This is a genomic window from Citrobacter sp. 506 (genome assembly GCF_050434985.1).
In the GTDB taxonomy this organism is placed as follows: domain Bacteria; phylum Pseudomonadota; class Gammaproteobacteria; order Enterobacterales; family Enterobacteriaceae; genus Citrobacter; species Citrobacter braakii.
This window is the reverse complement of sequence record NZ_JBNDJN010000010.1, coordinates 20,496-38,476: the sequence shown is the minus strand read 5'-3', so window position 1 is coordinate 38,476 and position 17,981 is coordinate 20,496. Positions and strand designations below refer to the sequence as shown.

Here is a 17,981-nt window from a genome sequence, read left to right as displayed (position 1 = left end):
TAGCGCTCTGTCGCGAGGTGGCGTATATTACGCTTTCCTCTTTCAGAGTCAACCCTCATTTTCAGGTTTTTCTCTTCAACCGAACCGGCTGTTTGCGTGAAGTGATTCACATCCGCCGTGTCGATGGAGGCGCATTATAGGGATCCCATTTTTTAGCACAAGTATTTTTTGGATCTTTTTTGCTGAGTGCTTGTTTTTCACCCCTTTCGCTACATTCCTGCACAATTTGGCTGATTTTTGATAGCTAAATCACTTGCATAGTCTCGATAATCCAACCAAAGTCTTCATTACTGCTCTATTTTCATTGAGGTAAACATGTCTGATGTATTACGTCCTTATAAGGATCTTTTCCCACAGATCGGAAAACGCGTGATGATCGACACCAGTAGCGTCGTCATTGGTGATACTCGTTTGGCTGATGACGTCGGGATTTGGCCGCTGGTTGCGATTCGTGGCGACGTCAACTATGTACAAATCGGCGCCCGTACAAACATTCAGGACGGCAGCGTTCTCCATGTCACACATAAATCCACATCTAATCCGCAAGGTAATCCATTGATCGTGGGTGAGGATGTGACGGTCGGTCATAAAGTCATGCTACACGGCTGCATCATTGGCAACCGCGTATTGGTCGGTATGGGATCAATTTTACTGGACGGCGTAGTGGTAGAAGACGACGTTATGATTGGGGCAGGAAGCCTGGTGCCGCAAAACAAACGCCTGGAGAGTGGATATCTGTACCTGGGTAGTCCGGTTAAACAGATCCGGCCATTAAGTGACGAAGAGAAAGTAGGCTTAAAATACTCTGCTAACAACTACGTTAAATGGAAAGATGAGTATTTAAATCAGAGTAACCAAACCCAACCCTGAGAGTTTTCCTGCTGGTCCTGGATCAATGCTTCGGCCTCTTCTTCCAGGTCCCAGCGATGCTGTTGAAAGGTTTCCAGCCATTGTTCAGGCGTGCAGCCGCCAAAGCGGGACGCCAACGTCTCCCCTGATATAGCGCATGTTAACTGCATACCATGGACCAACGCCGGGAAAACAACGGCGCTAATATCCGTCCGCCATTCTTCTCGATCGGGAAACTGGATCGCCTGATTCATGCCGACATTTCCTGTTGCATGCTTTTGATGACGGGCTCAATCTGTGGCAATACACCATGCCAGAGTAAAACGGCGTGCGCTGCTTGTCCCACCAGCATCCCCAGACCATCGGCATACTGTTTCGCCCCATGTTCAGCACACCAGGAAAGGAACGGTGTATTCCCTTGCTGATAAAACATGTCATAGCAATAGACAGAGGAGTGAATAAGCGATGTCGGAATGGCTGGTACCTCACCGCTAATTCCGCTGGATGTCGCATTAATAATTAAATCAAAACTGTAATTATCAAGCTCGTCCATTCCCACCGCCTGCACACTGCCGGTATGGGAGAAGATTTGTGCCAGTTCTTCTGCGCGCGAAGCAGTACGGTTAACGATGGTTACCGCACAATCCAGAGAAAGAAGAGGTAATAAAACCCCACGGGATGCGCCACCGGCACCAATCAACAGAACTCGCGATCCGGGGCGAATGAAAGATAAACGTTCAAGATCGCTTAATAAGCCGATACCATCCGTGTTATCTCCCAGTAAACGCCCATCCTCAAGTCGTTTAAGAGTGTTGACCGCTCCAGCAAGCGATGCCCGCTCCGTTAATTCATCGGCACGCGCAAACGCCTCTTCCTTAAAAGGCACAGTGACATTTGCCCCCTTCCCGCCCTCAGCAAAAAAGGCATTCAGCGTATTCACAAAATCATTGATAGGTGCCAGTACACGTCCATAGGAATGATCAATTTTCAACTGCTCTGCAAATTGCTGATGAATAAAGGGCGATTTACTGTGCGCTATCGGATTACCAAAAACAGCATAGGCTTCTTTCATATTACCCCTGTCGAAACTGTTCACCGGTCAGAGCATCACAGATCTCCGAAGGATTCAAACGCCCTCCGGTCTCCCCTTCAACTACGGGAAAGTCTGTACCAAACTGCGCGCGGACTTCCTCTACCGTTCTGCAAGGCGGTAAGCCACTCAAATTAGCACTGGTGGAGACTAACGGTTTGCCATAAGCCTGGCACAATGCAACCACCAGCGGATGATCGGTGACTCGCACGGCCAGCGAGTCAAAACGACCGGTCAACCAACGAGGCGTAGTCACAGGCGCAGGGAAAACGAAGGTGACAGGACCAGGCCAGCGAGCGAACACAGCCTCACGTTGAGCATCAGTAAGCGTGCTATCGTCAATATAGGGCTTGAGCTGGTCAAAATTTGCCGCAATCAAAATTAAGCCTTTATCGACTGGGCGTTGTTTTAGCTCCAACAGACGGGTAACAGCCGTTTCGCTGTCGGGATCGCAGCCGACACCAAATACAGCTTCTGTTGGATAGGCGATGACTTTTTCTTGTTTCAGAACCGCTATCGCAGCAGCGATAGGGCCTGTGGGCAGGTTATTATTCACTTTTTTATTCCGCCGAGAACGGCTTTCCACATTGTTTACTGGCACAGAAATGCTTCACACCCTGCGCGGTTTTCTTTTCGATGAGTAGCGGATAATGGCACTCAGGACACTCTCCGGCTAACGGTTTGAAGTTAATGACAAACTGGCACTCCGGATAGCGATCGCAGGAGTAAAACGTTTTGCCATAACGGGAACGCCGCTGAACCAGGTGGCCAGTCTGGCATTGAGGACAGACTATTGCTGTTTCATCTGGCTTGTCGATAAGTTCGGTGTGTTCACACGTTGGATAATCGCTGCATCCAATAAACATCCCGAATCTTCCCTGTCTCAGCACCAGCTCGGCGCCACATGCAGGACAAAGCTTACCCTCCAGAACTTTGACAATATGTCCGTCCGCGGAAGATTTCAGCGGACGGATGTAATCGCATTCTGGATAGTGTGAACAACCGAGAAACGGACCGTGTTTCCCGGAACGAATAACCAGTTCAGCCCCGCATTGTGGGCAGGGCTCGTTTTTACGCACCGTAAACAGTGCTGATTTAGCCATAACAACTCATACTGAATGAAGATTGATTAATGCAGCATACCTTCATTCACTTCAAAGAGTAATTCTTCCATTTGCTGATAGGCATTTTCACAACCTGGAATATTGAAAAGCACCATCAGGATCACCCACTTCAGGTCTTCCAGATCGAACTCTGCCGTATCCAGCGCGAGTACGCGCTCAATGACCATTTCTCGTGTTTCGAGGTTTAGCACCTGAATCTGTTCCAGGAATAGCAGGAACCCTCTACAGCTTGCATCCAGTCGATCGCACTCTTCTGCGGTATAAATACGTATAGAAAGAGGATCAGATGCCAGCTGCATAGGTTCGGCAAGACCATCCTGATAATCAGCAAGCTTTTCCAGCCAAAGTAACGCGTTGTAGATGTCTTCACGATCAAAACCAGCGTCGGTAAGATCCCGTTCCAGTTTGTCCTGATCCACACGCAGCTCAGCTTCGTTATGGATATATGTCTCAAACAAATACATTAGTACGTCGAACATGGCATGCCCTCCTCAATCGGACATAGCCGCCGGGTACAGCTGCGATCCATCCTGCTAACTCCAGTTCGAGCAGTTGAGCCACTACCTCTGGCACAGGTTGGCCGGCACGTTCAGCGACGACGTCAACAGGTGTTACCTCATCTCCTACGTTAGCCAGGAGCTCCGGAAATGGCAATGCCACCTCTTCGTGATCTGGCGAATAAATTGATTTTTCAGGTTCATCTGGCAACCATTGCAGCCCATATTGCAAATTTTCCAGAATTTCTTCTGGGGCCGTCACAAGCGTGGCTCCCTGCTGAATAAGCCAATGTGGACCTTCACTTCCCGGACTCCCAATCGGTCCAGGCAACGCAAAAACCTCCCGCCCTTGTTCCAGTGCGCAACGCGCAGTGACCAGTGACCCGCTACGCTGAGCAGCTTCTACAACCAGGACTCCTTTACTTAGACCACTAATAATGCGATTTCGTCGGGGAAAATTGCGCGGCAAAGGAAGCGTATCTAATGGGAACTCAGACACCAGTGCGCCTCCAGCCTCAATCAGTCGTTTAGCCAGACTGACATGCTGTCGTGGATGAATGGTCTCAAGCCCATTTCCCAGCACCGCAATACTCGTGCCCTCTCGGTTTATCGCAGCATTGTGCGCCACACCATCAATCCCCCGGGCCAGGCCGCTGGTGATCGTCACGCCGCATGCTGCAAGCTTTTCACAAAACAGCCGCCCCCAGCGTTCGCCATACCAGGAGTGCTGTCGGCTACCGACGACGGCAACCTGAAACGAGCTAAGGCATATGGGATTTCCTGCCACAAAAAGCACCCCAGGATAATCCTCAATTGCACGGAGCTGTGCCGGATAATGCTCGCTGTCGGCAACCACAAAATGATGGTTGGGCTGTTCAAGCCAGCGCAGCGTTTTTTCCAGCGTCTGATCTGGAAAGGTTAAAAAGCGCCGGGCCTGGCGGGGGGAGAGCCCAGCATGATGAAGTACCACGTTGTTAATACACGGCTGAGTATTGAGCCAGTGGGCAACGCGCACCATCTCATCACCATACAGTTCATTCACTTGTGCTAAACGTAGCCAAATTTCGATTTTGGTCATCCCTGTTCCCCTGCCACAAGCAGTCCTGGCAATCTTTGCGATTGGTCACTGATGCTGTCAATCAGAGGGGGTTTTGTCTAGAATAGAGGTAATAATCTTTTCAACTCCTGAACACAACTCTGGATAACTATGTCAGTTTTGCAAGTGTTACATATTCCGGACGAGCGCCTTCGCAAAGTCGCAAAACCGGTCGAAGAAGTGAATGCAGAAATTCAGCGTATCGTTGATGATATGTTCGAAACGATGTACGCCGAAGAAGGTATCGGTCTGGCAGCAACTCAGGTCGATATTCATCAGCGCATCATTGTTATTGATGTCTCTGAAAATCGCGACGAGCAGTTGGTACTCATTAACCCAGAGCTGCTGGAAAAAGACGGCGAAACAGGTATTGAAGAAGGCTGCCTGTCTATTCCCGAACAGCGTGCATTAGTACCGCGCGCAGAGAAAGTAAAAATTCGTGCGCTCGATCGCAACGGCAAAGCTTTTGAACTGGAAGCCGATGGCCTGCTGGCTATCTGCATTCAACATGAAATGGATCACCTGGTCGGTAAACTGTTTATCGATTATCTGTCTCCGTTGAAGCAACAACGCATTCGTCAGAAAGTTGAAAAACTCGACCGCCTGAACGCCCGAGCTTAAGGACAAGAATCAACGTGTCAGACTCACTACGTATTATTTTTGCGGGTACACCTGACTTTGCAGCGCGTCATCTCGACGCGCTGTTGTCTTCTGGACATAACGTCGTTGGCGTGTTTACCCAACCGGACCGCCCGGCGGGACGCGGTAAAAAGCTGATGCCCAGCCCGGTAAAAGTGCTGGCGGAAGAAAAAGGGATACCGGTTTTCCAACCCGTCTCTCTTCGTCCTCAGGAAAACCAGCAGCTGGTTGCTGATTTACGCGCAGACGTGATGGTAGTGGTAGCATATGGCCTGATACTGCCAAAAGCCGTACTGGAAATGCCGCGTCTGGGTTGTATCAACGTTCACGGTTCCCTGCTTCCACGCTGGCGTGGCGCAGCGCCAATCCAGCGCTCACTGTGGGCAGGCGACACCGAAACTGGTGTGACCATCATGCAGATGGATGTTGGCCTCGACACCGGTGATATGTTGCTTAAGCTGTCCTGCCCGATAACTGCAGAAGATACCAGCGGTTCGTTATACGATAAGCTGGCAGATTTAGGACCTCAGGGGCTGATTGAAACGCTAAAACAGCTGGCTGCTGGCACGATAAAACCTGTTGTTCAAGATGAATCACTGGTTACGCATGCAGAAAAACTCAGCAAAGAAGAGGCCCGTATCGACTGGTCGCTTTCAGCCGCTCAGTTGGAACGCTGCATCCGCGCCTTTAACCCGTGGCCAATGAGCTGGCTTGAAATCGACGGCCAGCCAGTGAAAGTCTGGCAAGCTACGGTTATTACAGCGAACACACAGGCCGCGCCAGGCACTATTCTTGAGGCGACAAAACAGGGTATCCAGGTCGCAACGGGCGATGGCATCCTGAATCTCGTCTCTTTGCAACCTGCCGGTAAAAAAGCCATGAGCGCGCAGGATCTGCTTAATTCGCGCCGGGAATGGTTTGTACCCGGTAACCGTCTGGTATGACGGTTCATCTCTTTAAGCCCGGTATCTCCGGGCATTTTTATTTTTGCGCTTATGAAAAAACATCTTAATTTACGCAGTATGGCGGCCCAGGCCGTCGAACAGGTTGTCGAAAAGGGACAATCATTAAGCAACGTGCTGCCCGCCATGCAGCAAAAAGTTGCCGATAAAGACAAAGCACTGTTGCAGGAGCTTTGCTTCGGCGTGTTGCGTACACTCTCCCAACTGGAGTGGATGATCCAGCAGTTGATGGAACGTCCAATGACGGGCAAACAGCGCACTGTTCACTATCTGATCATGGTGGGCTTCTACCAACTGCTGCATACTCGTATTCCACCACATGCTGCTTTGGCAGAGACCGTAGAAGGCGCAGTCGTTATTAAGCGTCCGCAGCTTAAAGGGCTGATCAACGGCGTGCTGCGCCAGTTTCAGCGCCGCCAGGAAGAGCTGCAGGCTGAATTCTCTCAAAGCGATTTACGTTTCTTACACCCCTCCTGGCTGGTGAAACGTATTAAGACCGCTTATCCGCAGCAGTGGGAAGCCATTCTTGAAGCCAATAACCAGCGACCGCCGATGTGGTTACGTGTCAATCGTAACCATCATACGCGCGATGCCTGGCTGGACCTGCTGACCGAAGCGGGATTAACCGGTTTCCCGCATCCAGATTACCCGGATGCAGTGCGTCTGGAAACGCCAGCTCCTGTGCACGCCCTTCCAGGTTTTGATGAAGGCTGGGTAACCGTCCAGGATGCTTCCGCTCAAGGATGCATAAACTATCTGTTGCCGGAGGACGGTGAACAGATCCTCGACCTATGCTGTGCACCGGGGGGCAAAACCACTCACATTCTGGAAGTTGCTCCGCACGCTAACGTAATGGCTGTCGATGTTGATGAAAAACGCTTATCGCGCGTTTTCGACAATCTAAAACGTCTGGGTATGAAGGCAACCGTAAAACAGGGTGATGGCCGCTATCCACAGCAGTGGTGCGGTGAACAACAGTTTGACCGTATTTTGCTGGACGCTCCGTGTTCTGCCACCGGAGTGATCCGTCGCCATCCGGATATCAAATGGCTGCGTCGCGACCGGGATATTGCTGAACTTGCCCAGTTGCAGGCTGAAATCCTGAATGCAACCTGGCCACATCTTAAACCTGGCGGCACGCTGGTTTATGCAACCTGCTCTATCCTGCCAGAAGAAAACCAACAGCAAATTGCCGCCTTCCTTGCGCGCACGCCAGATGCGGTATTAAGCGTAACCGGTACGCCGGAAAAACCTGGACGTCAGAATTTACCGAGTGCGGAAGATGGTGATGGTTTCTTTTACGCTAAGCTAATCAAAAAGTGATGAGATAACGGGTCGCGACTGATGAAAATTATCATTCTGGGCGCAGGGCAAGTTGGCGGTACGCTGGCTGAAAACCTGGTCGGAGAGAACAACGATATCACGGTAGTCGATACCAATGGTGAGCGCCTGCGTAGCCTGCAGGACAAGTTTGATCTCCGTGTCGTGCAAGGGCATGGTTCGCATCCCCGAGTTCTACGTGAAGCCGGTGCCGACGATGCCGATATGCTGGTTGCCGTAACCAGCTCAGATGAAACAAATATGGTTGCCTGTCAGGTAGCTTATTCACTGTTTAACACGCCTAATCGTATCGCTCGTATTCGTTCACCGGATTACGTTCGTGATGCGGACAAGCTATTTCAATCTGATGCGGTGCCTATCGATCACCTGATTGCGCCTGAGCAACTGGTTATCGATAGCATTTATCGCCTGATTGAATATCCGGGCGCATTGCAGGTAGTGAATTTTGCCGAAGGAAAAGTCAGCCTGGCCGTGGTGAAAGCCTATTACGGTGGGCCGCTGATTGGTAATGCGCTGTCGACAATGCGTGAGCATATGCCGCACATCGATACCCGCGTTGCGGCGATTTTCCGTCATGACCGACCGATCCGTCCGCAAGGTTCTACCATTGTTGAAGCGGGTGATGAAGTTTTCTTCATCGCGGCCTCGCAGCATATTCGCGCCGTAATGAGCGAATTACAGCGTCTGGAAAAGCCTTACAAACGCATTATGTTAGTGGGCGGTGGTAATATTGGCGCCGGGCTGGCACGGCGACTAGAAAAAGATTACAGCGTCAAACTGATTGAACGTAATCAACAGCGCGCATCCGAGCTTGCAGAGAAACTGCAAAATACGATCGTCTTTTTTGGTGATGCCTCGGATCAAGAGCTGCTGGCGGAAGAACATATCGATCAGGTTGATCTGTTCATTGCGGTAACCAACGATGATGAAGCGAATATCATGTCGGCGATGCTTGCCAAACGGATGGGTGCCAAGAAAGTGATGGTGTTGATCCAACGCAGAGCATACGTCGATCTGGTGCAAGGCAGCGTGATCGATATTGCGATTTCACCGCAGCAGGCAACCATCTCTGCGCTGCTCAGTCATGTGCGTAAAGCGGATATTGTTGGTGTATCTTCACTGCGCCGTGGCGTCGCGGAAGCTATTGAAGCCGTTGCACACGGTGATGAAACGACGTCACGGGTTGTGGGTCGCTCAATTGATGAAATTAAACTTCCACCAGGAACCATTATTGGCGCCGTTGTGCGTGGTAACGATGTGATGATTGCCAATGATAACCTGCGTATTGAACAGGGCGATCACGTAATTATGTTCCTGACAGATAAAAAGTTTATTACCGACGTCGAGCGACTATTCCAGCCAAGTCCGTTCTTCCTGTAATAATTTGGGCGCTGAAACTGCGCCTAAATTATTTCCCTTTATTTTTCATGGTTTAATAAATTTCTATTTAGGCAATACATAAATGGAAATTGCCTAAACATTTGTTAAACTTATAAACGTCAGCTGCATAGGGAGAATAAGATGAGCATTATTAAAGAATTTCGCGAATTCGCGATGCGCGGGAATGTTGTCGATTTGGCAGTGGGTGTCATTATTGGTGCGGCATTTGGGAAGATTGTTTCATCACTGGTTGCCGATATCATCATGCCGCCGCTGGGGTTGTTAATTGGTGGAATTGATTTTAAACAGTTTGCTTTAACACTACGTGATGCACAGGGAGATATCCCTGCAGTCGTTATGCATTACGGTGTATTTATTCAGAATATCTTTGATTTCGTTATTGTTGCGTTTGCTATCTTTATGGCAATCAAGCTGATCAACAAACTGAACCGTAAAAAAGCGGAAGAGCCAGCAGCACCGCCGGCGCCATCGAAAGAAGAAGTATTGCTGAGTGAAATTCGTGACCTGCTGAAAGAACAGAATAACCGCTCTTAAGCACTCACTGAAACAAGAAGGCCAGTGGTAAAAAAGTGAATGACTTTCTTGCCACTGGCCTCCCAGTTACCCCGATTACCATGTTTACCTTTACGTAGATAACTTCCTTTCCCTTTCTTATTTTTCTCAACGCGCTGCCTGAACAGTGGGTCATGTAGAAGCGCCTCAACGGCGTTATCTTTTATCTGCCCTTTAGTGTGCTGATAACGACTCATAATACCTCCGGTTGTCGTAATTTACGCCGCGAGTGTAGACCTGACCGTTCAATAAATCAACAGCCTGATGGTGATCCACTGGCGCCTTGCTCAAGTGCTTCAAGGATAGAGCAGTACACGCTGCTGTGTGCCTTGCCACAACACGCGTCATTCAATCGCTGCAGCGACCGTTGCATCGCCTGAAGCTCAGCTATTCTCGCTTCCACTTCCTGCAATCTTTCCTGGACGATCCCTTTTGATTCCTGGCAGGTATGGTGTTCGGGATCGATGCGGATCGAAAGCAGTTCGCGGATCGATTCCAGAGTGAAACCAAGCTGACGGGCATAGCGAATAAACTTTAGACGCTGAAGATCGCTTTCCGTATAGAGACGAAACCCGCCTTCTGTACGTATTTCATGTTCCATCATCTGCTGCTTTTCATAGTAGCGGATAGTATCAGGCGTCACGTCAGCCAGTTTCGCTAATTCACCAATACGGTACATGCTATCTCCGCTATTCGTCGTTGATCTTCTGTAGCAGCTTATCTGCGTATTCACCGAGTAAAAACTCGGTGCTGAGTCCAGCCTGCCGAAGTTTCAGTTCCAGTAGTGACAGTCTTCGACTCACTTCCTGATAATGGGGATCATCTTTGCGGATCCCTGCAAGTATTTCAAGCAGCTGTATTGCCTCTCTGCGCTGCTCAAGCTCAGGAGGAAGACATCCCGCATTTTTTAATAAACGGAATCCGGCTCGAAGTTCAGGCGGAATGTGGGAATCATCGTCAAGAACCAACGGTTCTCCTGTACCAGGCAAACCATCAAACTCACCTTTAGACTGCGCATCAGTAATATGGCGCTCTGCCCACTGGTCCAGTAACCACATACAACACTCCAGTGATGAACAAAAAGAGTACAGATATTGTAGGTAAGTGGGGATATGACGGATATAAAAAAACCCGCCGAGGCGGGTTTTTTTACGTTACTACAGATTACTCTGCAGCAGCTTCTGTTTTCTCTGAACGATCAACCAGCTCGATGTATGCCATCGGCGCGTTGTCGCCTGCACGGAAGCCACACTTCAGAATGCGAGTGTAACCACCGGCGCGGCTCGCGAAACGCGGGCCCAGTTCGTTAAACAGTTTTGCCACGATCTCGTTATCACGAGTACGGGCGAATGCCAGACGACGATTAGCTACGCTATCAGTCTTGGCAAGAGTAATCAGCGGCTCAACTACGCGACGCAGCTCTTTCGCTTTCGGCAGAGTCGTCTTGATGATTTCATGACGAACCAGTGAACCTGCCATATTGCGGAACATAGCCTGGCGATGGCTGCTGTTGCGGTTCAGTTGACGACCACTCTTACGATGGCGCATGACCTTATCCTTCTCAGTAAAACCTTAACCTGTGATCCGGTTACTCGTCAGCGATGCTTGCCGGTGGCCAGTTTTCCAGGCGCATGCCCAGAGACAGTCCACGGGAAGCCAGCACGTCTTTAATCTCAGTAAGAGATTTTTTACCAAGGTTAGGCGTCTTAAGAAGCTCAACCTCAGTACGCTGTACCAGATCACCGATATAGTGGATAGCTTCTGCTTTGAGGCAGTTAGCAGAGCGGACAGTCAATTCCAGATCGTCAACAGGGCGCAGCAGGATCGGATCGAATTCTGGTTTCTCTTCTTTAACTTCCGGCTGACGTACATCACGTAAGTCAACGAAAGCTTCAAGTTGTTCAGCCAGAATGGTTGCCGCACGACGAATCGCCTCTTCAGGATCGATTGTGCCGTTGGTTTCCATTTCGATGACCAGCTTGTCCAGGTCGGTACGCTGTTCTACACGCGCTGCTTCAACATTGTAGGCAATACGCTCTACAGGGCTGTAGCATGCGTCGACCAGCAGACGGCCGATTGGGCGCTCATCTTCTTCCGAATGAATTCGGGTAGAAGCCGGCACATAACCACGACCGCGCTGAACTTTGATACGCATGCTAATAGATGCATTCTCATCGGTCAGGTGGCAGATCACGTGCTGTGGCTTGACGATTTCGACATCACCATCATGGGTAATGTCGGCTGCAGTCACAGGGCCAATGCCAGATTTATTCAAGGTAAGAATAACGTCATCTTTACCCTGAACTCTCACCGCCAGCCCTTTCAGGTTGAGCAGGATTTCCAGGATATCTTCCTGAACGCCTTCTTTGGTGCTGTACTCATGTAGTACACCATCAATCTCAACCTCGGTCACCGCGCAACCCGGCATCGATGAGAGCAGAATACGGCGCAGTGCGTTACCCAAAGTATGGCCAAAGCCACGCTCTAAAGGCTCAAGGGTCACCTTGGCGTGCGTCGAACTCACTTGCTCGATATCTACCAGGCGCGGTTTTAGAAACTCTGTCACAGAACCCTGCATTGTGTCCTCTCTTTGGTACTAAGCTTTACTTGGAGTAAAGCTCGACGATCAGGTGTTCGTTAATGTCCGCAGACAGATCAGAACGCTCCGGCTTACGCTTGAACGTACCTTCCATCTTGCCAGCATCAACTTCCAGCCAGGTTGGCTTTTCACGCTGCTCAGCCAGCTCCAGAGCGGCTTTCACGCGAGACTGCTTCTTCGCTTTCTCACGAATGCTAACAACGTCATTCGGACTAACCTGATAAGAAGCGATGTTAACAACACGACCGTTTACCATAATTGCTTTATGGCTGACCAACTGACGTGCTTCTGCACGAGTGGCACCGAAGCCCATACGGTATACAACGTTGTCCAGACGACCTTCCAGCAGACCCAACAGGTTTTCACCGGTGTTGCCTTTCAGACGTGCTGCTTCTTTGTAGTAGTTACGGAACTGACGCTCCAGCACACCGTAGATACGGCGAACTTTTTGCTTTTCACGCAACTGCACACCATAGTCAGACAGACGCGGTTTACGCGCACCGTGCTGGCCAGGAGCTTGTTCAATTTTACACTTGGTATCGATCGCGCGAACGCCAGACTTAAGGAATAAGTCAGTGCCCTCACGACGGCTCAGCTTGAGCTTAGGACCCAAATATCTTGCCATTTTCTTTCTCCAACAATCCTAGAAACGACAGCGTTATACGCGACGTTTTTTCGGCGGACGACAACCGTTATGAGGGATCGGAGTCACATCAGTAATATTAGTGATGCGGAAACCAGCGGCGTTCAGAGCACGAACAGTAGATTCGCGACCTGGACCCGGTCCTTTGACCATAACTTCCAGATTCTTGATACCGTATTCTTTTACGGCTTCAGCGCAACGCTCTGCTGCAACCTGAGCTGCAAACGGAGTGGATTTGCGAGAACCACGGAAACCGGAACCACCGGCTGTTGCCCAACCCAGTGCGTTACCCTGACGATCAGTAATGGTAACGATGGTGTTGTTAAAAGAAGCATGGATATGAGCCACGCCGTCAGAGACTTGTTTTCTTACACGTTTACGTGCACGAATTGGTGCCTTTGCCATTATTCAATCACCCCGATTATTTCTTGATCGGTTTGCGCGGACCCTTACGGGTACGTGCGTTGGTCTTGGTACGCTGACCGCGAACCGGGAGACCACGACGATGACGCAAACCGCGATAGCAACCAAGGTCCATAAGGCGCTTGATGCTCATGCTAACTTCACGGCGCAGATCACCTTCAACGACAAATTTGGCAACTTCGTCACGCAGCGTGTCGATTTGTTCTTCAGACAGCTCACTGATCTTAACATCTTCAGCGATACCCGCGGCAGCCAGAATGGCTTTAGAACGGGTCTTGCCGACGCCGTAGATCGAAGTTAATGCGATCACAGCATGTTTCTGATCAGGAATGTTAATGCCTGCTATACGGGCCACTATGCACTCCTACTATTTAATATGTACGCACCATGCTGAAAAGCCCGTTTTCAGGATACTCAAATGGAAACGCACAGACATACAAAAGATTGGCTGGCTAATCTAGCCAGCTCAACCCAACTTTGCAAGAAAAATATGCGAATAAATCAGCCTTGGCGCTGTTTATGCTTCGGCTCGGCACTGCAAATCACACGGATGACACCATCACGCTTAACGATTTTGCAGTTACGGCATAATTTCTTGACGGAAGCACGAACTTTCATTTTTACTCTCCGTAACTTCTCGGGCGACTGTTAACGGCCGTAGCCTTTCAGATTCGCCTTCTTCAATGCAGACTCGTACTGACTTGACATCATCAGAGTTTGCACTTGAGCCATAAAGTCCATAATCACGACAACAACGATAAGCAGTGAGGTCCCACCGAAGTAGAACGGTACTTTCATTGCATCACGCATGAACTCCGGGATCAGGCAGATAAAGGTAATGTAGAGCGCACCAACCAGAGTCAGGCGGGTCATTACTTTATCGATATACTTCGCCGTTTGCTCTCCCGGACGAATTCCTGGTACAAATGCACCGGACTTCTTCAGGTTATCTGCTGTTTCACGCGGGTTGAAAACCAACGCCGTGTAGAAGAAACAGAAGAATATGATTGCAGACGCATAGAGTAACACATAAAGCGGTTGCCCAGGCTGCAAATACAGCGAAATTGTTGTCAGCCAGTTCCAACCAGTCCCGCCCCCGAACCATGACGCGATGGTCGCTGGGAACAGAATAATACTGGAAGCGAAGATTGCCGGGATTACCCCCGCCATATTCACTTTCAGCGGTAAATGTGTGCTCTGTGCAGCATAGACACGACGACCTTGCTGACGTTTCGCGTAGTTTACCACAATGCGGCGTTGACCACGCTCAACAAATACAACAAAGAACGTCACTGCAAATACTAATACTGCAACCAACAGCAACACGAGGAAGTGCAGGTCGCCTTGACGCGCTTGCTCGATAGTATGGGCAATGGCTGGCGGGAGTCCCGCGACAATACCGGCGAAGATAATGATTGAGATACCGTTGCCGATACCACGTTCAGTAATCTGTTCGCCCAACCACATCAGGAACATCGTCCCTGTAACCAGACTTACAACAGCGGTGAAATAGAATGCAAAGCCTGGATTCATTACCAGGCCCTGCATACCAGGCATATTCGGCAGACCGGTAGCAATACCGATCGACTGGAATATTGCCAGCACCAGAGTACCGTAGCGGGTGTACTGGCTGATCTTACGACGACCAGACTCCCCTTCTTTCTTAATTTCTGCCAGTGTTGGATGAACCACCGTCAGCAGCTGGATAATAATCGACGCCGAAATATACGGCATGATCCCCAGAGCAAAGATAGAAGCACGGCTGAGAGCACCACCAGAGAACATGTTAAACATTTCAATGATGGTGCCTCGCTGTTGCTCAAGCAGTTTGGCAAGTACAGCGGCATCAATACCAGGGATCGGAATGAAAGAGCCAATACGGAACACAATCAGCGCGCCGATTACAAACAGCAGTCTGCGTTTCAGCTCGCCTAAGCCACCTTTGGCACTTTGAAAATCTAATCCCGGTTGTTTAGCCATCTGCTACTTATTCCTCGATTTTACCGCCAGCAGCTTCGATAGCAGCACGAGCGCCTTTAGTAACACGCAGGCCACGAACAGTTACCGGAGTAGTGACTTCACCAGCCAGAATCACTTTCGCGAACTCGATCTGGATACCGATAATGTTAGCTGCTTTCAGCGTGTTCAGGTCTACAACACCGCCTTCAACTTTAGCCAGGTCAGACAGACGAACTTCGGCTGTAATCGCTGCTTTACGTGAAGTGAAGCCGAATTTCGGCAGACGACGGTACAGAGGCATCTGACCACCCTCGAAACCGCGACGTACGCCACCGCCAGAACGAGACTTCTGACCTTTGTGACCACGACCACCGGTTTTACCGAGGCCAGAACCGATACCACGACCCAGGCGGCGAGCCGCTTTTTTAGAGCCTTCGGCCGGAGACAGAGTATTTAAACGCATCTCTTACTCCTCAACTTTAACCATGAAGGAAACCGCGTTGACCATACCACGAACAGCAGGAGTATCCTCGCGCTCTACGGTGTGACCAATACGACGCAGACCCAGGCCAAGCAGCGTTGCCTTATGTTTCGGCAGACGACCGATTGCACTGCGGGTTTGAGTAATTTTAATAGTCTTTGCCATGGTTTATTTCCCCAGAATTTCTTCAACGGATTTACCACGCTTGGCAGCGACCATTTCCGGAGATTTCATATTTTCCAGGCCATCGATAGTTGCACGAACCACGTTAATCGGGTTAGTAGAACCATACGCTTTAGCCAGAACGTTACGAACTCCAGCGACTTCCAGAACGGCGCGCATTGCACCACCGGCGATGATACCGGTACCTTCGGAAGCCGGCTGCATGAATACACGAGAACCCGTGTGAGTACCCTTAACCGGGTGCTGCAGGGTGCCGTGGTTCAGCGCGACGTTAATCATATTGCGACGGGCTTTTTCCATCGCTTTCTGGATCGCTGCTGGAACTTCACGCGCTTTACCGTAACCAAAACCAACGCGACCGTTACCATCACCAACTACAGTCAGAGCTGTGAAGGAGAAAATACGACCACCTTTAACGGTTTTAGATACGCGGTTAACCGCGATCAGCTTTTCCTGCAGTTCGCCAGCTTGTTTTTCGATGTGAGCCATCTTACACCTCTACCTTAGAACTGAAGGCCAGCTTCACGGGCAGCATCTGCCAGTGCCTGGACACGACCATGATATTGGAACCCGGAACGGTCAAAAGAAACATCTTTGATGCCTTTTTCCAGAGCGCGTTCAGCAACAGCTTTACCTACAGCTGCAGCAGCGTCTTTGTTACCGGTGTACTTCAATTGTTCAGCGATAGCTTTTTCTACAGTAGAAGCAGCTACCAGAACTTCAGAACCGTTCGGTGCAATTACCTGTGCGTAAATATGACGCGGGGTACGATGTACCACCAGGCGAGTTGCGCCCAGCTCCTGGAGCTTGCGGCGTGCGCGGGTCGCACGACGGATACGAGCAGATTTCTTATCCATAGTGTTACCTTACTTCTTCTTAGCCTCTTTGGTACGCACGACTTCGTCGGCGTAACGAACACCCTTGCCTTTATAAGGCTCAGGACGACGGTAGGCGCGCAGATCTGCTGCAACCTGACCGATCAGCTGTTTATCAGCGCCTTTCAGCACGATTTCAGTCTGAGACGGACATTCTGCAGTAATACCCGCAGGCAGCTGATGGTCAACAGGGTGAGAGAAACCTAAAGCCAGGTTTACTACATTCCCTTTAACCGCTGCACGATAACCTACACCAACCAGCTGTAGCTTCTTAGTGAAGCCTTCGGTAACACCGACAACCATTGCATTCAGCAGGGCACGCGCGGTACCAGCCTGAGCCCATCCATCTGCGTAACCATCACGCGGACCGAAGGTCAGTGCATTATCTGCATGATTTACTGCAACAGCATCGTTGAGAGTACGAGTCAGCTCGCCGTTTTTACCTTTGATCGTAATAACCTGACCGTTGATTTTTACATCAACGCCGGCAGGAATAACGACCGGTGCTTTAGCAACACGAGACATTTTTTCCTCCGATTAGGCTACGTAGCAGATAATTTCGCCACCAAGACCAGCCTGGCGCGCTGCACGATCAGTCATAACACCTTTAGAGGTAGAAACAACTGCGATACCCATGCCAGCCATAACTTTCGGCAGCTCGTCTTTACGCTTATAAATGCGCAGACCTGGGCGACTGACACGCTGAATGCTTTCTACAACAGCTTTACCCTGGAAATACTTAAGAGTAAGTTCCAGTTCCGGCTTGGTGTCGCCTTCAACTTTAAAATCTTCAATAAAACCTTCTTCCTTCAGCACGTTGGCAATTGCCACTTTCAGCTTGGAGGAAGGCATGGTGACCGCAGCTTTATTCGCGGCCTGACCGTTACGGATACGGGTCAGCATATCCGCGATCGGATCTTGCATGCTCATCTGTCTTTACTCCCGTGATTCAATTGGTAATTACCAGCTAGCCTTTTTCAAGCCTGGTACTTCACCGCGCATAGCGGCTTCACGCAGTTTGATACGGCTCAACCCGAACTTGCCCACATAGCCATGCGGACGACCTGTTTGACGGCAGCGGTTACGCTGACGGGACGGGCTGGAATCACGCGGCAGAGACTGCAGCTTGAGAACTGCGTTCCAACGATCTTCGTCGGTCGCGTTCACATCAGAGATAATAGCTTTCAGTTCAGCGCGTTTTGCGAAGTACTTATCAGCTAAAGCTACGCGCTTTACTTCGCGTGCTTTCATTGATTGCTTAGCCATT

At 50.1% G+C, this 17,981-nt stretch carries 29 protein-coding genes; 6 read left to right on the top strand and 23 right to left on the bottom strand.

Annotation, left to right across the window (positions count from 1 at the left end):
• The first annotated feature begins 315 nt into the window (after positions 1-315).
• Positions 316-870 (top strand): gamma carbonic anhydrase family protein, encoded by a 555-nt coding sequence (locus tag ABIE10_RS23210; protein WP_101701260.1) that lies wholly within the window; start codon positions 316-318, stop codon positions 868-870.
• Here the strand turns inward: ABIE10_RS23210 and ABIE10_RS23205 are convergent.
• From ABIE10_RS23205 to dprA, 6 genes are read right to left on the bottom strand one after another with little or no spacing between them, the layout of a single operon-like run.
• On the bottom strand, positions 846-1,103 hold the full coding sequence (locus tag ABIE10_RS23205) for a DUF1488 domain-containing protein (protein ID WP_101701259.1): 258 nt from the start codon (positions 1,101-1,103) through the stop codon (positions 846-848). The two genes, ABIE10_RS23210 and ABIE10_RS23205, sit on opposite strands and share 25 nt — an antisense overlap.
• Positions 1,100-1,921, bottom strand: a complete 822-nt coding sequence (aroE, locus tag ABIE10_RS23200; protein WP_016154735.1) for a shikimate dehydrogenase — start codon at positions 1,919-1,921, stop codon at positions 1,100-1,102. Before aroE ends, ABIE10_RS23205 begins: the two co-directional genes overlap by 4 nt.
• A gap of 1 nt (position 1,922) precedes the next feature.
• A complete protein-coding gene (gene tsaC / locus ABIE10_RS23195; protein ID WP_429157274.1) occupies positions 1,923-2,495 on the bottom strand; it encodes an L-threonylcarbamoyladenylate synthase type 1 TsaC in 573 nt (190 codons plus the stop codon).
• Between the two features lie 4 nt (positions 2,496-2,499).
• Positions 2,500-3,042, bottom strand: coding sequence for a DNA topoisomerase family protein (locus ABIE10_RS23190; RefSeq protein ID WP_016154737.1), 543 nt, complete (start codon positions 3,040-3,042; stop codon positions 2,500-2,502).
• A gap of 26 nt (positions 3,043-3,068) precedes the next feature.
• Positions 3,069-3,542 carry a DUF494 family protein Smg gene (gene smg, locus ABIE10_RS23185; protein ID WP_003031162.1) on the bottom strand — a complete coding sequence of 158 codons (474 nt, stop codon included), beginning with the start codon at positions 3,540-3,542 and terminating at the stop codon, positions 3,069-3,071.
• Positions 3,514-4,638, bottom strand: coding sequence for a DNA-protecting protein DprA (dprA, locus tag ABIE10_RS23180; protein WP_047358918.1), 1,125 nt, complete (start codon positions 4,636-4,638; stop codon positions 3,514-3,516). Before dprA ends, smg begins: the two co-directional genes overlap by 29 nt.
• A 129-nt stretch (positions 4,639-4,767) precedes the next feature.
• Between dprA and def the strand changes: the two genes are divergently transcribed.
• The 5 genes from def to mscL all read left to right on the top strand — a co-directional run bounded on the left by def (position 4,768) and on the right by mscL (position 9,533).
• Positions 4,768-5,277: a peptide deformylase gene (def, locus tag ABIE10_RS23175; RefSeq protein ID WP_049281752.1), complete on the top strand. Its 510-nt coding sequence runs from the start codon at positions 4,768-4,770 to the stop codon at positions 5,275-5,277.
• A 14-nt stretch (positions 5,278-5,291) separates the two neighbouring features.
• Positions 5,292-6,239, top strand: a complete 948-nt coding sequence (fmt, locus tag ABIE10_RS23170; protein WP_181220912.1) for a methionyl-tRNA formyltransferase — start codon at positions 5,292-5,294, stop codon at positions 6,237-6,239.
• A gap of 51 nt (positions 6,240-6,290) precedes the next feature.
• On the top strand, positions 6,291-7,580 hold the full coding sequence (gene rsmB, locus ABIE10_RS23165; RefSeq protein ID WP_049281754.1) for a 16S rRNA (cytosine(967)-C(5))-methyltransferase RsmB: 1,290 nt from the start codon (positions 6,291-6,293) through the stop codon (positions 7,578-7,580).
• 21 nt (positions 7,581-7,601) lie between these two features.
• Positions 7,602-8,978, top strand: coding sequence for a Trk system potassium transporter TrkA (trkA, locus tag ABIE10_RS23160; RefSeq protein ID WP_003031153.1), 1,377 nt, complete (start codon positions 7,602-7,604; stop codon positions 8,976-8,978).
• Between the two features lie 141 nt (positions 8,979-9,119).
• Positions 9,120-9,533 (top strand): large-conductance mechanosensitive channel protein MscL, encoded by a 414-nt coding sequence (gene mscL, locus ABIE10_RS23155; RefSeq protein ID WP_016154742.1) that lies wholly within the window; start codon positions 9,120-9,122, stop codon positions 9,531-9,533.
• On the opposite strand, the gene arfA is transcribed toward mscL, so the two are convergent.
• From arfA to rpsN, 17 genes are all read right to left on the bottom strand, one after another.
• Positions 9,530-9,748, bottom strand: a complete 219-nt coding sequence (gene arfA / locus ABIE10_RS23150) for an alternative ribosome-rescue factor ArfA (protein ID WP_316148092.1) — start codon at positions 9,746-9,748, stop codon at positions 9,530-9,532. The two genes, mscL and arfA, sit on opposite strands and share 4 nt — an antisense overlap.
• Before the next feature lie 56 nt (positions 9,749-9,804).
• Positions 9,805-10,230: a Zn(2+)-responsive transcriptional regulator gene (gene zntR, locus ABIE10_RS23145; RefSeq protein ID WP_016154744.1), complete on the bottom strand. Its 426-nt coding sequence runs from the start codon at positions 10,228-10,230 to the stop codon at positions 9,805-9,807.
• Between the two features lie 10 nt (positions 10,231-10,240).
• Complete coding sequence (locus ABIE10_RS23140; RefSeq protein WP_429157268.1) at positions 10,241-10,609, bottom strand: DUF1992 domain-containing protein; 369 nt, start codon at positions 10,607-10,609, stop codon at positions 10,241-10,243.
• 106 nt (positions 10,610-10,715) lie between these two features.
• Positions 10,716-11,099 (bottom strand): 50S ribosomal protein L17, encoded by a 384-nt coding sequence (gene rplQ, locus ABIE10_RS23135; RefSeq protein WP_001216370.1) that lies wholly within the window; start codon positions 11,097-11,099, stop codon positions 10,716-10,718.
• A 40-nt stretch (positions 11,100-11,139) separates the two neighbouring features.
• Complete coding sequence (locus ABIE10_RS23130; RefSeq protein ID WP_003031139.1) at positions 11,140-12,129, bottom strand: DNA-directed RNA polymerase subunit alpha; 990 nt, start codon at positions 12,127-12,129, stop codon at positions 11,140-11,142.
• 25 nt (positions 12,130-12,154) lie between these two features.
• Complete coding sequence (gene rpsD, locus ABIE10_RS23125; protein WP_003031138.1) at positions 12,155-12,775, bottom strand: 30S ribosomal protein S4; 621 nt, start codon at positions 12,773-12,775, stop codon at positions 12,155-12,157.
• A 33-nt stretch (positions 12,776-12,808) separates the two neighbouring features.
• The gene (gene rpsK, locus ABIE10_RS23120; protein WP_003031137.1) at positions 12,809-13,198 is read right to left on the bottom strand and encodes a 30S ribosomal protein S11; all 390 of its coding nucleotides are present in this window, start codon (positions 13,196-13,198) and stop codon (positions 12,809-12,811) included.
• A 16-nt stretch (positions 13,199-13,214) separates the two neighbouring features.
• On the bottom strand, positions 13,215-13,571 hold the full coding sequence (gene rpsM / locus ABIE10_RS23115; RefSeq protein ID WP_003031135.1) for a 30S ribosomal protein S13: 357 nt from the start codon (positions 13,569-13,571) through the stop codon (positions 13,215-13,217).
• A 146-nt stretch (positions 13,572-13,717) separates the two neighbouring features.
• Positions 13,718-13,834 (bottom strand): 50S ribosomal protein L36, encoded by a 117-nt coding sequence (gene rpmJ, locus ABIE10_RS23110; protein WP_000868187.1) that lies wholly within the window; start codon positions 13,832-13,834, stop codon positions 13,718-13,720.
• 30 nt (positions 13,835-13,864) lie between these two features.
• A complete protein-coding gene (secY, locus tag ABIE10_RS23105) occupies positions 13,865-15,196 on the bottom strand; it encodes a preprotein translocase subunit SecY (RefSeq protein WP_001118864.1) in 1,332 nt (443 codons plus the stop codon).
• A 7-nt stretch (positions 15,197-15,203) separates the two neighbouring features.
• Positions 15,204-15,638: a 50S ribosomal protein L15 gene (rplO, locus tag ABIE10_RS23100; protein WP_003031132.1), complete on the bottom strand. Its 435-nt coding sequence runs from the start codon at positions 15,636-15,638 to the stop codon at positions 15,204-15,206.
• A 3-nt stretch (positions 15,639-15,641) separates the two neighbouring features.
• Positions 15,642-15,821, bottom strand: a complete 180-nt coding sequence (gene rpmD, locus ABIE10_RS23095; protein ID WP_001140434.1) for a 50S ribosomal protein L30 — start codon at positions 15,819-15,821, stop codon at positions 15,642-15,644.
• 3 nt (positions 15,822-15,824) lie between these two features.
• On the bottom strand, positions 15,825-16,328 hold the full coding sequence (rpsE, locus tag ABIE10_RS23090) for a 30S ribosomal protein S5 (protein ID WP_003031131.1): 504 nt from the start codon (positions 16,326-16,328) through the stop codon (positions 15,825-15,827).
• A 14-nt stretch (positions 16,329-16,342) separates the two neighbouring features.
• Entirely contained in the window at positions 16,343-16,696 is a 354-nt protein-coding gene (gene rplR / locus ABIE10_RS23085; protein ID WP_000358960.1) for a 50S ribosomal protein L18, read from the bottom strand.
• A gap of 9 nt (positions 16,697-16,705) precedes the next feature.
• The gene (gene rplF / locus ABIE10_RS23080) at positions 16,706-17,239 is read right to left on the bottom strand and encodes a 50S ribosomal protein L6 (RefSeq protein WP_003031129.1); all 534 of its coding nucleotides are present in this window, start codon (positions 17,237-17,239) and stop codon (positions 16,706-16,708) included.
• Between the two features lie 12 nt (positions 17,240-17,251).
• Positions 17,252-17,644, bottom strand: coding sequence for a 30S ribosomal protein S8 (gene rpsH / locus ABIE10_RS23075; RefSeq protein ID WP_003031127.1), 393 nt, complete (start codon positions 17,642-17,644; stop codon positions 17,252-17,254).
• A 30-nt stretch (positions 17,645-17,674) separates the two neighbouring features.
• A complete protein-coding gene (gene rpsN, locus ABIE10_RS23070) occupies positions 17,675-17,980 on the bottom strand; it encodes a 30S ribosomal protein S14 (RefSeq protein WP_003031125.1) in 306 nt (101 codons plus the stop codon).
• Position 17,981: the final 1 nt, after the last annotated feature.